Source organism: Acidicapsa dinghuensis (assembly GCF_025685685.1).
GTDB lineage: Bacteria > Acidobacteriota > Terriglobia > Terriglobales > Acidobacteriaceae > Acidicapsa > Acidicapsa dinghuensis.
The window spans coordinates 335,047-349,555 of sequence record NZ_JAGSYH010000006.1 but is presented as its reverse complement, the minus strand read 5'-3'; the positions used below and the strand labels follow the sequence as shown (position 1 = coordinate 349,555).

The window sequence follows — 14,509 nt, the reverse complement described above, 5'->3', positions numbered from 1 at the left end:
CTGCAGCCATGGACTCACTACTACAACCACGAAAGACCTCATGGTAGCCTCAACTACAACCCGCCCATCAGCCGCTCCGAGATACCGCTCGCCGATGGAACAACCTCTTGAGCTTCTACAGACACCCGGCGTCTTGGTAGCCCCATTCCACATCGAGTCACGCTGTCCATTGGCATTGCATACATACTCGGTTTTTGTACTGCGCACGAATGTGGTTTGTGGAGGTGTGAGCTTTTGTGGTTCCCCGGTCTCAAAAACGAGACCGGGGGCACCCGCATTTTCCTTTTTGGGGACCGGGGCCACCCGCCACCCGGTAACCTTCGTCAACGACCTGAGAGAATCACCGCTAACTGCATAAGGACTCCAGCTGTCATCATGTACGCAAAAAACAAACCCCACTGAATCATCCCTGCAGCAGACGATATGGCAACTCCAAGGAAAGAGTCCTCGCTGACTGTACTGACCTCATCATTTCTTAAGATGACGTGAATCCGGCGATAACAGCGTAAAGCCATGACCCAAAGGGTAATCATGCAGAAACCAGCGAGGCCAAGCCAGAAAATGCTAACCGCCTGTAGACTTGACCAGTATTTGATTACCACAAAGCCAAGAATTGCTAGGGTCGCACAAAGCAAGAGTGTGTCCCAAACAAAAAAGTACGAGCGAAATGGTGGATTTGCAAAAAACGATGATTGAAAGGGAAATCCGTCGGAAGCCCGCCGCGAGTTAAGCTCGATCATTCTGTCTTCTCCTTCGTTCAGCAACTTCACTCTTTTCACGAAACCTATTAGCACCCACCGACCTTTCCGATTCCCCAACCGCCAAGCGCAGCAAAACCGAGAGGCACAGAAACCACGGATGCTTCGGGTTGAATCGCAGTAAATGCAGACAGGCCGCCGATGTAGGACATTCCCCAATCCAAATAGAAACAAGACGTCGAAGAAAAGCCTTGCCTCTGTTTGTTTTGCGGGTACAACTGTTGTGGTTGTAACTGTTGTGGTTGTAATTGTTGCGGTTTATTTGGGGCGCTCCTGGGCTCAATAACATTGAGGTTCGGCAAGTTGCCGACATCAAACAAGTTAGACTGATACATTGTATTGATTGTGGCAAGAAAATTCTTTGTGCTATCCGACATTTCCAAACTATACTGCACGTAGTCAGGATTGCCGTCTGCGGTGTAAGATTGGTCGCCAATTGAATATCCCATCAAGTTCCCATTATTGTCTAACCACGCGTTTGTTGCCCCTGAGGCATCGATGTAATAGCCGTTGTCAGTAGGAATTCCGTTGATGTCGGTCGGGCAGTCACCGGGTTCAATATCGGACGGTGCGCCGTCATCGTCTTCGTCAAAATATGCGCAGTCTAGGCCGGTTGCGTCAACGTACGCCAGCGGGTTGTTGAGCACATACGCGTATCGGTTAAAACTCTGCGGATTGGAAAAATCGTAGCTGCCTGCATACGGATCAGGCCGCATCCAACGCCCCTGCGTCGGATTGTACTGCCGGTACTGCGCATGATCCGTAGTTGTTTCCGAATCGTAATCCAGCATCGCGAAGTGATACGGATCGAGATCGGAGCCGCTCATCGTAGTCTGCCCATCCCCAAAAGGCAGGTTGGAGTACTGGCCTGCAGATGCTCCACTGTAAGACGTAAGAATCCGCTCCGTTCCCATCCAGTCCTGGGTCTGGAAGTATGTTTGGCCATTCTTATAAAACGCCACCGGGCTCGATCCCCAGTAGTACTGCCCCTGTATCTGCGTATTGGTTGAGCCGCTCCACTTCGAGTCACGCTGTCCATTGGCATTGTAGACATATTTAGAGTTCGTGCCGCGCATAAATGCCGTTTGTGGAGGTATGAGCTTTCGTGGTTCCCCGGTCTCAAAAGCGAGACCGGGGGCACCCGCCATGGTTTCAGTGAATGCGAGTCTGGTACGCCGGAGCGGTTGTGGAGCAATCCATACCGCCTGATTGACAAAGTTGAAAGGCGTAGGCACACTGGCATAGATAAACTATGCCAGAACGTTTGGAGATGGCTCATGGCCGCGCTTATCCGCCAGAAGAGCGATAGCGACAGCGATCGCAATGAAATACCACCGGGCACGCTTTACCTGCTCATTCTCAAAACGCTTGCGGTCCGGGGACGGCTGCATGGTTATGAAATTGCCGAGTCGATACAGAATTGCTCCGACGATGTGCTGCAGGTGGAAGAGGGCTCTCTTTACCCGGCACTTCAGCGGATGTTGATCAAAGGTTGGGTTACGGCGGAGTGGGGCGTGACGGTGGGTAATCGCCGGGCCCGCTACTACACCCTGACACGCGATGGAGAGAAGCAACTCGGCATTGAGGTGTCGCAGTTCGAACGCGTCATGGGCGCAATTTCCCGCGTCATTCAAACTGCCTGAGGAAAAAGCATGAGCCTCACGGGAGAATTCAGCCGACGAGTTTCGATGCTGCTGCACCGCGGACGGTTCCGGCGTGAACTGGATGAAGAGATGCGTCTTCACCTGGATCTACGCCATGAGCAACAGATTGCCTCGGGGCTAACACCCAAAGAGGCGCATTGGTCGGCACAGCGGCGATTCGGCAATGTAGACCGCATCAAGGAGAGAAGCCATATGGCATGGGGTTGGAATTGGCTGGAGACATTTCTGCAGGACGCAGGCTATGGGTTACGCTCCATGCTGCGCACACGTGCGATCACGATGGTCGCGCTGACATCTTTGGCACTCGGCATCGGCGCCAATACCGCGATATTCAGTTTTCTTGATGCCATCATGCTGCGCTCGCTGCCGGTCAAAGACCCGCAAGGGCTGGTCAAGCTCGGCGTCGAAGATCCCGGCGGAATCACCGATGCTTTCGCAAATACAGAACTATATTCCTACCCCTTTTATCGACAGTTTCAGCGCAAGAATGCGGTCTTCTCTGAAACGGCGGCAATGTACAGCATGATGAACGATGTTCACGGCTTTATCGATGACAGACAGGAGCCGCAACTGATCCACGTTCAGACTGTTTCGGGGACGTACTTTTCGACCCTCGGCGTGAGCGCGCAGTTGGGCCGTGTGCTCAACGAAACAGACGACTCAAGCAAAGATGATCATCCGGTGGTGGTCATCAGTGACAACTTCTGGAAGCGGACGTTTGGAGACGATCCATCGGTGCTCAGTCACAAGGTGAAACTTGGCAATGTCGTATATGACATTGTGGGCGTTGCACCACAGGAGTTCTTCGGCACTCAGGTTGGCGTAGCGCCGGATGCATGGGCGCCTTTGTCCATGTCAGCCGCTATTCCTCCTGGCTGGGGCGGCTACGACAAAAATTTTACGGAAGGACTCTACATCCTGGGCCGGCTGAAACCCGGCGTCACAACGGAGCAAGCTACAGCAAACGTCAATCTGCTGTTTCCGCAGATTCTGCGTGGCTTTCCGGACGCCAATCTGTCGCAATGGAATCTCACTCGTCTTTCTCGAGCGCATGTCTCTATCAAAAGCATGGCCAAAGGTATCTCCGATCTGCGCGGCGACTACTCCAAACCTTTGATGGTGCTCATGGTCATCGTCGGGCTTGTGCTGCTGATTGCCTGTGCGAATATCGCCAATCTACTCTTAGCCCGCTCCACGGCCCGTGCGCGCGAATTGGCAGTGCGCCAGGCGCTTGGCGCGCCGAGGTCGCGGATTATCCGCCAGCTTCTTACGGAAAGCCTGTTGCTGGCACTGACTGGCGGTGCGCTGGGTATCGCTTTTGCCGCTGCCGCCGATCGAGTGCTGCTGCGCATGATCTCGCAGGGCTCCGACACTGTTCCGCTTGATGTCTCACTCAATCTGCGCCTGCTTGCTTTCACCTTTGCGGTCACAGTAGGCACTGCGCTGCTGTTTGGAACACTGCCTGCGCTGCGCGCGACGCGAGTTCAACTGGTGGAGAACCTCAAGAGTGGCCGTGGAGCTTCAACTGCCGCTGGCCGGTCGCCGATAGCAAAGATACTTGTCGTCTCGCAGGTGGCGCTTTCTTTGGTGCTGACGGTGACCGCGTGCCTATTCCTGCGTACGCTCGTAAACCTGAACGACGTCGACACAGGCTTCAACAAAGCAAATGTGCTCCGCCTGGATATCGATTCCGATATCACCGGCTACAAGCAAAACGATCCCCGTCTCAAGGCACTTTTCAAGCAGATTGAGGACCGCGTCAGCGCGCTTCCAGGAGTCACAGCAGCCAGCTTTTCCGCTTTTACGTTTGCCGAAGGAAGCTGGGACAGTAGCATTCACGTTCCGGGTATGCCTGTGGATCACAACACGAACGTGAATCACAATGTCATCGGCAACGGATACTTTGCCACGATGCAGATACCGATCATTGCAGGGCGTTCGTTCACCGCTCAAGACACTGCCACCTCGCAGCGTGTTGCCATCATCAGCGAGCATGTGGCGCGCACCCTCTTTCCGGCCGGCTCACCCATTGGACACACTTATGACCTCGGCTCGGATAGCAACGATGCGGCTCACCCGCTAACGGTTATCGGCGTGGCGAAAGATGTGAAGCTTCATGGTCTGACGGGGTCGGCGAACTACATCGATTACCTGCCTTACACACAGCAGGATTGGAGCTTCGGCGACTTGGAGGTCCGCTACTCAGGAGACTTCAGCTCCATCTCCAACGAGGTGCAGCAGAGCATTCATGCAGTCGATCGCATGTTACCGATCTCCAATATCAGAACGCTTGATGCGGAAGTGGCAGACACTTTCACCAACCAGACCATCATCGCCGAGCTCTCTGCGTTTTTTGGATTGATGGCGGTGTTTCTTTCCTGCATCGGGCTCTATGGGCTTATGTCGTACCTGGTAGGCCGCCGCACGGGCGAGATCGGGATACGCATGGCTCTTGGCGCCAGCCGCTCCGAAGTGGCTTGGCATGTGCTGCGCGAGATGGGGCTAATGGTTATTGCGGGAATTGTTATCGGCTTGCCAATCACGGTGTCGGGAATCAGGCTGGTGCGCAATATGCTTTATGGGCTGAGTGGAACCGATCCATTGAGCCTGATGGCGGCGGTGGCTTTTCTGCTGCTGGCTGGCATGGCGGCAGGGTATTTACCGGCGCGACGGGCTTCCACGGTTGAGCCGGTGGTTGCGCTTCGCGATGAATGAGGCGTGCTGACGGCACTGCTGGCGGGCGAAGTAATGGTGACCGATGTGACTGCGTTTGCGGGGATGGCGCGGGTTTCTCGCGGTATCGGAGAGATGGCTCGTATAGGTTTCGTGTGGTCAACCCCGGTCCCCAGAGGCGAGGGACCAGGGGCACCCGCGATTGCTCATCCTACTTTCCCACAGGCTTCGCGCGAATCACTAAGTCGCTCACGTCTGAATGTACAGTGACGCCTGTGCCTGCGCTGGCATAGGGCTGAGTCATAATCCATTGCCCTCTTGAGCCGTATTCTCCATCTCCGGCTCCGGAGGTGGAGAGAATAAATTCATCCTCCGGAACAGCCAAGAACTGAAAACTTCCGTCCGGCTGTATCGCGGCTGAATATGCACTACTTTGGTCATCGGAGTAGGACAGAGTTACGGTTCCACCATTCAATGGATGCTCGTCTGTTGCCGCGACTACGACGCCCGACACCTTGTGCAGCTTTGCGATCGGGATGGCCAGGTCTCCGTCGAGACTATCCGTTCCTCTCACCAGTTTAATTGGGGTCGCAGTTTTTGACCGAAAGACTCCTCCTGTAAATACGTTAACTGTTTGCTCTCCTGAAACTTTTACACTTAGCGGCGGTCCCAGGAAGCTTCTCGATTCGATTTCCATCGTCGCCAGCCTTACTGTACATTTCACGATCACTTCTCCGGACTCCAATCCAGTGATACGGAAATGTCCCCGGTCATCGGTTTTAAGTCCGAATAGCATTCGCTGGGTCAATCCGTGGGAATCGGCTGCCCAACCACCGTCTTTCTGTCGATGAAGCAATTCAACGGGGAGCCCCACTGCCGGGCTGCCATCGTCGAAGAGCACAGTGCCGCTGAGGGACGCACCACGCTGAAGCTGAACCTCAATACGCGATGTCTGGGAGGCTTCAACTTTGACTTTATATGCCGATTCGTCCAGTTTTTTCCTGACGCTGTCTGTTGGATGGGCAAGCTCGTCTTCTGTGAGGTAAGCGCCAACGGACAAGTATCCGGGATACTCAGAAACGACGTAATAGGTTCCTGGGTGCACTTGATCAAAGGTGAAGGAGCCATCCAAACCGGCTATGACGGCTTTTACGGTTCCTCCGCTTCGTTCAGATGGTTTGTGTGTGCTTTCCGTCGAGATCGCTCGCTGCAATTCCTCTACCGTCTCTAAAGATACCGACGCAAGTCTTGCCGGCGCATTCGTATCGGCGCAATACACATGGCCAATAACTCTTCCCATGCCCTCTGCTTGCTGCGACCGTCCAATGACTGGGCAAAATACAGCGGCCATGAGAATAAAGATTAAAACATGATTCACTGTCGAGTGTGGCACTGACGGGTTGGCAATATACTTTCGACCCCATGCTTCACCACATTGACTGCTACCGCAATTGGTTAACCAGTGACGACTCATCTTTCGCACTTAACACTCCGATCCACGCTGCTTTGAGTTTTTTTAGACCTATCAACAATAAGTATCGTTGGAGTTCCATTTATTTCAAAGGCTGCCAGATTCGCTGTAAATCGTTGCGCCTGTGAAGCGGACTCCGGAACGACGGTGTTAGATGGCGTGGGGGTAACAAACACAATATGGCTACAAAATTTTGATTCTCTCTCAGCATCAAGAGTTTTTCGTATAGAGGTCTACTGGGCGGGTGGCCCATACCTGAAATCCCACCGCCGAGGGTGCCCTCTGTGGTAGAGACAACATGAGATCTGGGCCACCCGGCAATTACCACTTTGTAACAGACGAGTATCGGACGATTCGTTTATTATTCTTCCCGGAAGAAGACCTTCGATTTTCAGATTACCTGCTGCATTTTTGGTTAACCGCCAAGATATAGAATTGCGGTTCCCGACCGCATGCAATTGGCAAATCGTGGTGGCGACGGTTGTGTAACCCACTTTGAGTTTGGAGACCCTGATGCTCCCTTTTCGTCTTCGCTTCGCATTCAAGCAAATATTTTCTCCCGTTAGTCGAGAGAGAATTCGATCCGTTGTCTCTTCCCCTGCAGAGTTCTATTACATTCTGTTCCGGAAACTCAGCCCGTGGTCTTCCCATCGGACGTTGATGCTGCGCCTGAAGGATGGCACTGTTCTCCCCGTAGAGGAATTCTGGACGCTATTCGTTTTCGATGAAGTAGTGGTTGAACAGTGTTATGAACTCAACAAAGTCACATCTTTAGCTCCCTATGATGCCGTCATCGATGTGGGCGCTAACATAGGCATCTTTTCTCTTCGCGCGAAGCAACTGTGGCCCGACGCAAAGATTCTCGCGATCGAGCCTCACCCGGACAACTTTCGCAGGCTCTCAGAACTGATCGCCATGAATAAATTGCAGGACGTTCACCCTATGCAAATAGGGGTCGGCGCAACCTGCGGATCCATGAATTTGTACCTTGCTGAAAGGAACATTGCCGGACATAGCATGTACAAAGGCGCTGAAGCGGGAGCGAAGTCGATTCCTATCGCGATCAAACCGCTTGCCGATTTGATACAAGAAAACGGCGTTCATGGACGGATCCTGATGAAGATCGACTGCGAGGGCTGCGAATACCCTCTTATCTTCTCGCTTACAAAGGATGTCGCCAGTCAGATTTCGTGCATGGTGATTGAGGCGGAACGAAATATTGAATTCAGCATAAACGAAATGCTGGACAAACTGCGGTCCTTTGGGTTCTCCGTGATCGACGACGGCCATCTGATCACAGCTTCCCGGTGAATACAGGAAGCCTACTAATTTCGTGCAAGCAATTTGCGCCAACGAGACCTGGGACACCTTCCGTGATAGAGAAAACATGAGATCTGGGCCACCCGCCTACCGGCACTACCGAACCGGAGACTCTTACACGGTAGAGATAGAGTCCTGGTGGCCAGCCATGCGCAGAGAACAAGGCATCGCTGAATCCCAGGTCTCAAAATCGAGACCTGGGGCACCCTCGGTGGTAGAGAAAACATGAGATCTGGGCCACCCGCCCCTGTCCATTGGCATTGTAGACGTATTTAGGGTTCGTGCTGCGCACGAATGTGGTTTGTAGAGGTTCGAGCTTTTGTGGTTCCCCGGTCTCAAAAACGAGACCGGGGGCACCCGCATTTTCCTTTTTGGGGACCGGGGCCACCCGCCTTGACAATGCCTTCGACCTTATCGAAGGGCACCCGCCAGAATAGAAGAATCCAAGGAGCCATGAAAGCAGCTGACGCCTTAAGAGGCATGGTGTACGGCCGAGCTGGGGTATTTTTGGAGGAATTGCTGCAGCAGGTCTTCGTTCGGAGGGAGCGCCTCATAGCACAGCTCGATGGCGAGGTGGCCGCTCGGCCAGCTATAGCACTCCCGCTCACTCATGAAGACGTTCTGGGAGAATTTCACGGTTGGCTGGAAAAGCCAGTCCGGGTCATAGACGTCGACCGGATACTGTGCCTCGAAGCTGCTCCACGCGGCGTCGGGGACATCCATGACATCGACGATGGCCAGCCACGAGTTGCAGGGGGTTGTCTCAACATTGCTGTGCGCATAATCGTAACGCGCCTCATACAGGAATCCATGCGCTCGCTGGCGGAAGATCCGTGGGGTAGTTTTCAACGATGCCGGGCAGAAAATCAGGCCGGAGATTTCCCCAGGGAGAAAGAGCTGTTCCGGTTGCGCGGACTCCACGACGGATATGTCCGTCGCCCGAGGTGTTGCTGCTACATATTGCTGGTACTCGGAGGTTCGCTGGGACTGGAATTGACGACGCTCGAATCCGATTTGGGCCTGACGCCCGACCACACACAAAAGGCACAAGCCGGCAGCAATCCCGATGGCGATTCGCCGCGCTCCGGAAACTCCGTGCTGCGGAACCGCGCCCGGAGACTGGACCGACTTCCGGTCGGCGTTCAGCGTGAGGCCGAGGATGCCGGCGACTCCAGGCTGCCAGAGGAGAAAAACGAGTGAATACCCGAAATCAATGACCCCGGACCTGGCCTCAAACGGCATCTTCTCGCCGGCGAAGCCGGCGACCACGGCGAGTAACCCTCCCCCCAATGACCCCAACAGAATATTGGCGACCGTTTTCAATTTGAGTCCCCGGCAGCCAAATACGAAGACTCCGGTAGCGAGAACTATCACGGCGCCGACGGAACCTGCAGTGAAGAGGAACGGCAGGCTGGGAAGAGCGATGTAGGCTGCACCCATTCCATACAAGGAGCCCCCGCCCGCGAGCAGCGATGCGGTCCCTACGGACGCCACGAAGGCGCTTCCACTGACGAAGAGGAAAAGAAGCAGCCCGATCAGGTTGCGGTTCTTCTCATAAACAAAGAAGTAGACAACGAGTGCGAGCCCCCAAAGAGGTCCGACCAGTAGGTACACGATCCAGATTGGCGATACGAGCACTGCAGAGATCAGGCCGGCGAGGGCCATCAGGGGTACCGAACTCTTTGCGGGAGGGTTCGTGCCGACGTCTGGCATCGAGGGTAACTGTACCATGTCAATCTCGTTGCGGGGCTTGTAATTCTGAGGTGGTAGCCCCGGTCCTTTTGTCCTTTTCGAACTGCAGATTACGCCAGCTATCGGGAATGACGCCACCAGTTAAGTGCTTACTCAGTCACCTATATTATTACCAAAATCTTTGTAAACAGCGCGACCCGACATTTTCGTAAGTCGGGACTTAAAAGCTCATCCCAAAAGTTAGCCTTGTTACAAGAGACCATTTGCATAATCATGGAGCGCCAGAAAATTTCTGGGACTATCATCGCCTCACGAGGCGATGATCATAAAGCACACGTGCCTAGTGTCATTTGAGCAGGGCCCACCAGTCGCCCGAGGGATTGTGATTCCGCCCAAGCGAAGCTTGGACGGGGCGCCCTCTTTTATGGGGAAAGGAGAGGTTTGAATCTTAGGGTGGGCCACCCGGCCCATAGTTTCGCACTCCCCTTCAACCGCGGAACCGCCCGAAAGCACGTCAATGCTGGAAAGGACATAGATTTGGGCAGTCGCGACTCTTGGCAAGATTCCGAAAAGAACGACGACAACGATAAGAAGCGCACGGGACACCATTGTCATGGCAGAACCTCGGTATATCGGCTGGATTAAATCTGAGCTGTCACTTGGTGTGGGCTACGGGGTCGCTAGCGGATGAGTGTCCCCCAATAATCTTTCCGGCCCCGTATCGGCGCTTGATCCAGGCATCGAGGTTATGGAAGTATTCGTCCCCAAGCTCCTGCTTCAGTTTGGCCTTGGCTTCCTCGATGATCCTGTCGTGTTTCTCTGCTAACTCTTGCAGCTCGGGAGGCATTGGCACATGAGAGGCTCCCACCCAGCCATACTTCCGGAAAAATTCGTGACCGGCCTCATTGTATTGCCGGGAATTCTCCACGAGCTCGCGGTCCGTTTCGAAGAGGATTTCCAGCACCGGCTGTTCTTCTTCTTCTGGGAAGTGAGCAGCCCGGCTGTAATCTTCCCGGAAGACCTGCTCTTTACCCTCTGCAATCTCCCGCTTAACACGGGCGTCTTCCCCGGCTACATGATGAATAAACATCTCGTAACTTACATTCACTGGAAATGGAGTCTGCCCACCTGCCTGGGCCGAGTCTCCAGTCACGGATCGCCCCAACACGAACTGGTGATCGACATAGGTGTCTAGCTTATGAAAGGCATCTTCTCCTAAAGTGTTCTTTAATTGGATCCATGCTTGTTGCAAAATGGTCCAATCTGAATCCACCCATCCTGCGTAATGCGGCTCAGGCGTACTCGAATCCTGAGACATGCCAAGTTGCCGGGCAATATCGAATTTGTTACGAGCCTCTTCATACTGCTTCTTGTTCTCGACACGTCGGTTCTGGGCATCGAGGATAATGGCAAGCATGGCTTGTTCATCCTCCCTGCTGATGTTGATAGCCGAGCTGTAATCCGTCCTGGCACGGACAGGCTGCTTGCCTTCCTGTGTCTCTTGCCGTATCAGGTCGTCTTCCGCTACGACATATTTAAAAAAATTGTCGTAGCGAACAAGGTTGTCTGGATAGGTTCCCATCGCATCAGGAGCTGTGGAATGGATTGCAGTTTGCGACGGTTGTTGCTGAGACGTCGACCCGGTTTGCCCTTGGCCAGGTTGGCTGTAAGCCAATACCAGATATACGCAAATCAGCGGCAACCAACGGCTGGTCCGCCAGAGGTAGCTTTCCATCTTCGATTCCTTGGAAGATCGGCATCTACATTGCCCTATGTCTTAAATAAAAGTCAATAGCAAACTCTCATTCAATATCTCTTCGTGTCATTCCCTTTTGCAACGATAAGAGTCACTAAATACCTTCAAACAATTATCCAGGGCGGGGGTTCTAGCTAGGTTGTTTCCCATTCATTCGGCAACCAGCGCCGAATGAGTGGGGAACCCGGCACCGGCAGTACCGAACCGGAGATTGTGGCACGGTAGGAATAGAATCCTGGTGGACCGCCATGCGCAGAGAACGAGGCATCGCTGAAACCCAGGTCTCAGAAGCGAGACCCGGGGCACCCTCGGTGGTTTGAGTTTAGATCTGGGCCACCGCCGAGACGCGGGGCACCTCAGTGGTTGGATTCAGATCTGTCACCCGTTCACCCCTCAAGAGGTACATGTGCCTAAGTAGTAGAAGGATTAATCCAATGAAGGTTGATCTGCCGCTTGATATTTTTCTTACCACAGTGACTCTTGCGTGTGGTCTCCCCGCGTGGATACAGATGGCTCGTCAAAAGGTAAATTCACGTAGACATCTGATATCGATGTCTCTGCTGACCGCTAGCGTACTTCTGGCAGTTCTCTTTGAGAACTTGACAACATATGGTTCTCTTACGCTGGATCATTCCCTTCAATTTGCCTGGCTTGGATGTCCGTTATGCCTGCTTGGAATTATCTTCGCAATAAAACAAAGAAACGACCCTGCGGCTCCTTGGATTGTGATCGGATCATGCGGCACTCTGGTGGTATGGGGACTACTCGTGACGATGCACTAGCTGTTTAGTGCCGTTATTTGATGACGCATACTTTTCTGAATAGGCAGCTTTATTTCTCAGGAAAGTGGGAGCCTCTAAAAGCTCAGTGCGCACTTTATGGTTCCTGAATCTTTGAGGAGCCTGCCAGTCCGAGTGGCCACCAGTTCCAGTCACCTGCGAGCTGCAACAGTGCCGGGCCGATGACCATGCGCACTATGGTTGCATCCAGGAAGACTGCAACTGCGAGAGTGAAGCCCAGCATCTTGATGATTACGAAGTTTCCCATGGTGAATGCTGCAAAGACGGCAATCATGATTGCCGCCGCGCTGGTGATGAGTCGCGCGGTGCAGGCGAGGCCACAAACGACGGCTTCGCGTTCGGGCACGCCACTGCGCCGCTCCTCAAGCACGCGTGCTACGAGGAAGACTTCGTAATCCATACTCAAGCCGAAGACGATCGCGAAGGAAAGGATCGGAATGGTCGGGTAGATAGAGCCCAGACCGTTTGCGAGACCAAAAATCCTGCTCCCGTATCCGTCCTGAAAGACCAGGACCAGTGCTCCGAAAGACGCCCCGACGGATAAGAGGTTGAGGGCTACTGCCTTTATGGCTGCGATCAGAGAGCGAAATCCAAGGAGGAGAGCGATCAGGCTTCCAACCACCACCCAGCCAATCACCTTGGGGAGGTGGTCCTTGACGACCTGATCGTAGTCTTCGTCGAGCGCGGGCACGCCGCCGATCTGCAATTTAACTCCGGATATGCCGGTGATGGATTGCGTGTTTTCTGCGCGCAATTCGCGAACCCACTGCATCTCCTGCGTGGGGCTTACACCGGATCGGGGCAGCACTTCCAACAGGGTTTCTCTGCTATCTACGCTGAGGAAGCTTTTGCGCATTTCTTCGTCCATGAAGTCGACGGATGTTCCTGATTCAGACATTCCGGTCAAAGTGGGCAACGAGAGCACCTGCGCGGCTCGGGGATCGTTCTTCAGATAGGTGGTCAGCCTGGAGATAGCGCCCCATCCAGTGTCTGACTGCGGAGTGACGCCTGCCGGCAATTGCAACACGACGCGAATCGATTCGACGATGCCGTTGCGCTGCATTTTCTCCAGCGCGCGCAGTCCCTGAACTGATTCCGCAGCACGAGGTAAGCCGTCGTCTGGAGGAAGACCAGAACGCATGTGTCGAGCCTGGAGTGTGAGGATCAGCAGCGGCGCACCGGCGAGCAGCAGCGCGAGTCTGGGGTGAGCTGTTACGGCCATGCTCCATCGCCGCCACCGATCTGGCGCAGGCCGCACCTTTTCCGATGTCTGTTTGCCGCGATGAAGAAGAGACAGCAAATTTCCAGCGTTGACGCGAGATCCAAGAAGCCCCAGAACGAATGGCATGATGCAGGTGCACAGCAATACGCTTGTTGCGGCAACCAGGAGTCCGGCTATTCCGATGGATTGCAATTCACTGACGGGAACTGTTAACAACACTGCGAATCCAATGGCCACCGTCGAAGCGGAAATGAGCAAAGTGCGCCCTGCCTGGGAGGCTGCAAGGTCAGCAGCGGTACCTGCATCGAGACCCTCGGTCAGCGCTTCACGATAGCGGCTGGTCATGAGAAGCGCGTAATCAATACCAAGCCCAAGGCTGAGCATGGTGGCTACGTTTTGCACCAGGATTGAGAGGTGAAGATGGAGCGCGAGGAGGGCCGCGGCGCCGAGGGTCGTTGCGATTGCCAGAATTCCGATGCCCATGGGCAGTGTTGCCGCTACCACGCTGCCGAAGGCTAACACCAAGAGAAACAGAGTGATGGGCAGTGCGCGTATTTCAGCCCTTTTCACATCATCCGAGCTGACGTTGCGCAGGTCGGAGTTCAGTGGTGCTTCACCGGTCAACTCCATCTTTAGATTTGGGAATTGCGGGCGAAGCGTGGCGGTGAGCAGGCTCGCCTTTGCTCGCAGTTTTGGAATGACCGCCTCAATCCACTCATTGCTGTCGCTGTTGGCAGCCTCATTGCCCGGCGGTTTGAGGCCGATGATGACGAACGTGCCGCCGCCTTTTCCAAGGAAAAGATCGTCAGGCCAATCGAGACGCGAGAGTACGCCTGCCACCTGAGGCTCAGATCGCAATCCTTGAGTAATGTCGGTGAGGGCCTGGGAGCCAGCCTCAGAATCGGGGTCTGGCAATCCTTGAATCACCAGCACCACGCGATGCGCGTAGGGTGACTGGAAACGCTCCACAAGCTCGCGGTCAACGGCCTCTGCCTCACTTCCGCGAATATGAACGGTGGTTTCCAGACGGCTTTCTGCATTCCTGGAAAAAGGCGCAAGCACCAGAACGAGGGCGAACCCCGCCATGGCAAGCCAGAACCTTCGCCGACTTGCACCCAAAGATGGTCTGTCCACGCTCGTCCCCATACATGAG

At 54.2% G+C, this 14,509-nt stretch carries 9 protein-coding genes; 3 read left to right on the top strand and 6 right to left on the bottom strand.

Annotation, left to right across the window (positions count from 1 at the left end; genetic code table 11):
• Positions 1 to 323: 323 nt before the first annotated feature.
• Entirely contained in the window at positions 324 to 740 is a 417-nt protein-coding gene (locus OHL22_RS19640; protein WP_263341196.1) for a hypothetical protein, read from the bottom strand.
• A 47-nt stretch (positions 741 to 787) separates the two neighbouring features.
• On the bottom strand, positions 788 to 1,672 hold the full coding sequence (locus OHL22_RS19635; protein WP_263341204.1) for an RHS repeat protein: 885 nt from the start codon (positions 1,670 to 1,672) through the stop codon (positions 788 to 790).
• A 363-nt stretch (positions 1,673 to 2,035) separates the two neighbouring features.
• On the opposite strand from OHL22_RS19635, the gene OHL22_RS19630 reads away from it, so the two are divergent.
• Together OHL22_RS19630 and OHL22_RS19625 are read left to right on the top strand one after the other, a co-directional pair.
• The gene (locus OHL22_RS19630; protein WP_263341195.1) at positions 2,036 to 2,401 is read left to right on the top strand and encodes a PadR family transcriptional regulator; all 366 of its coding nucleotides are present in this window, start codon (positions 2,036 to 2,038) and stop codon (positions 2,399 to 2,401) included.
• Positions 2,402 to 2,410: 9 nt separating this feature from the next.
• Positions 2,411 to 5,137: an ABC transporter permease gene (locus OHL22_RS19625; protein ID WP_263341194.1), complete on the top strand. Its 2,727-nt coding sequence runs from the start codon at positions 2,411 to 2,413 to the stop codon at positions 5,135 to 5,137.
• 169 nt (positions 5,138 to 5,306) lie between these two features.
• Here OHL22_RS19625 and OHL22_RS19620 read toward each other — a convergent pair whose 3' ends face one another.
• On the bottom strand, positions 5,307 to 6,395 hold the full coding sequence (locus OHL22_RS19620) for a carboxypeptidase-like regulatory domain-containing protein (protein ID WP_263341193.1): 1,089 nt from the start codon (positions 6,393 to 6,395) through the stop codon (positions 5,307 to 5,309).
• 831 nt (positions 6,396 to 7,226) lie between these two features.
• On the opposite strand from OHL22_RS19620, the gene OHL22_RS19615 reads away from it, so the two are divergent.
• Positions 7,227 to 7,877 carry an FkbM family methyltransferase gene (locus OHL22_RS19615; protein WP_263341192.1) on the top strand — a complete coding sequence of 217 codons (651 nt, stop codon included), beginning with the start codon at positions 7,227 to 7,229 and terminating at the stop codon, positions 7,875 to 7,877.
• Positions 7,878 to 8,357: 480 nt separating this feature from the next.
• Here the strand turns inward: OHL22_RS19615 and OHL22_RS19610 are convergent, their stop codons facing one another.
• The 3 genes from OHL22_RS19610 to OHL22_RS19600 all read right to left on the bottom strand — a co-directional run bounded on the left by OHL22_RS19610 (position 8,358) and on the right by OHL22_RS19600 (position 14,442).
• Complete coding sequence (locus OHL22_RS19610) at positions 8,358 to 9,617, bottom strand: hypothetical protein (protein WP_263341190.1); 1,260 nt, start codon at positions 9,615 to 9,617, stop codon at positions 8,358 to 8,360.
• Between the two features lie 616 nt (positions 9,618 to 10,233).
• Positions 10,234 to 11,313, bottom strand: a complete 1,080-nt coding sequence (locus OHL22_RS19605; RefSeq protein ID WP_263341189.1) for a hypothetical protein — start codon at positions 11,311 to 11,313, stop codon at positions 10,234 to 10,236.
• A gap of 897 nt (positions 11,314 to 12,210) precedes the next feature.
• Positions 12,211 to 14,442: an MMPL family transporter gene (locus OHL22_RS19600; protein WP_263341187.1), complete on the bottom strand. Its 2,232-nt coding sequence runs from the start codon at positions 14,440 to 14,442 to the stop codon at positions 12,211 to 12,213.
• Positions 14,443 to 14,509 lie beyond the last annotated feature (67 nt).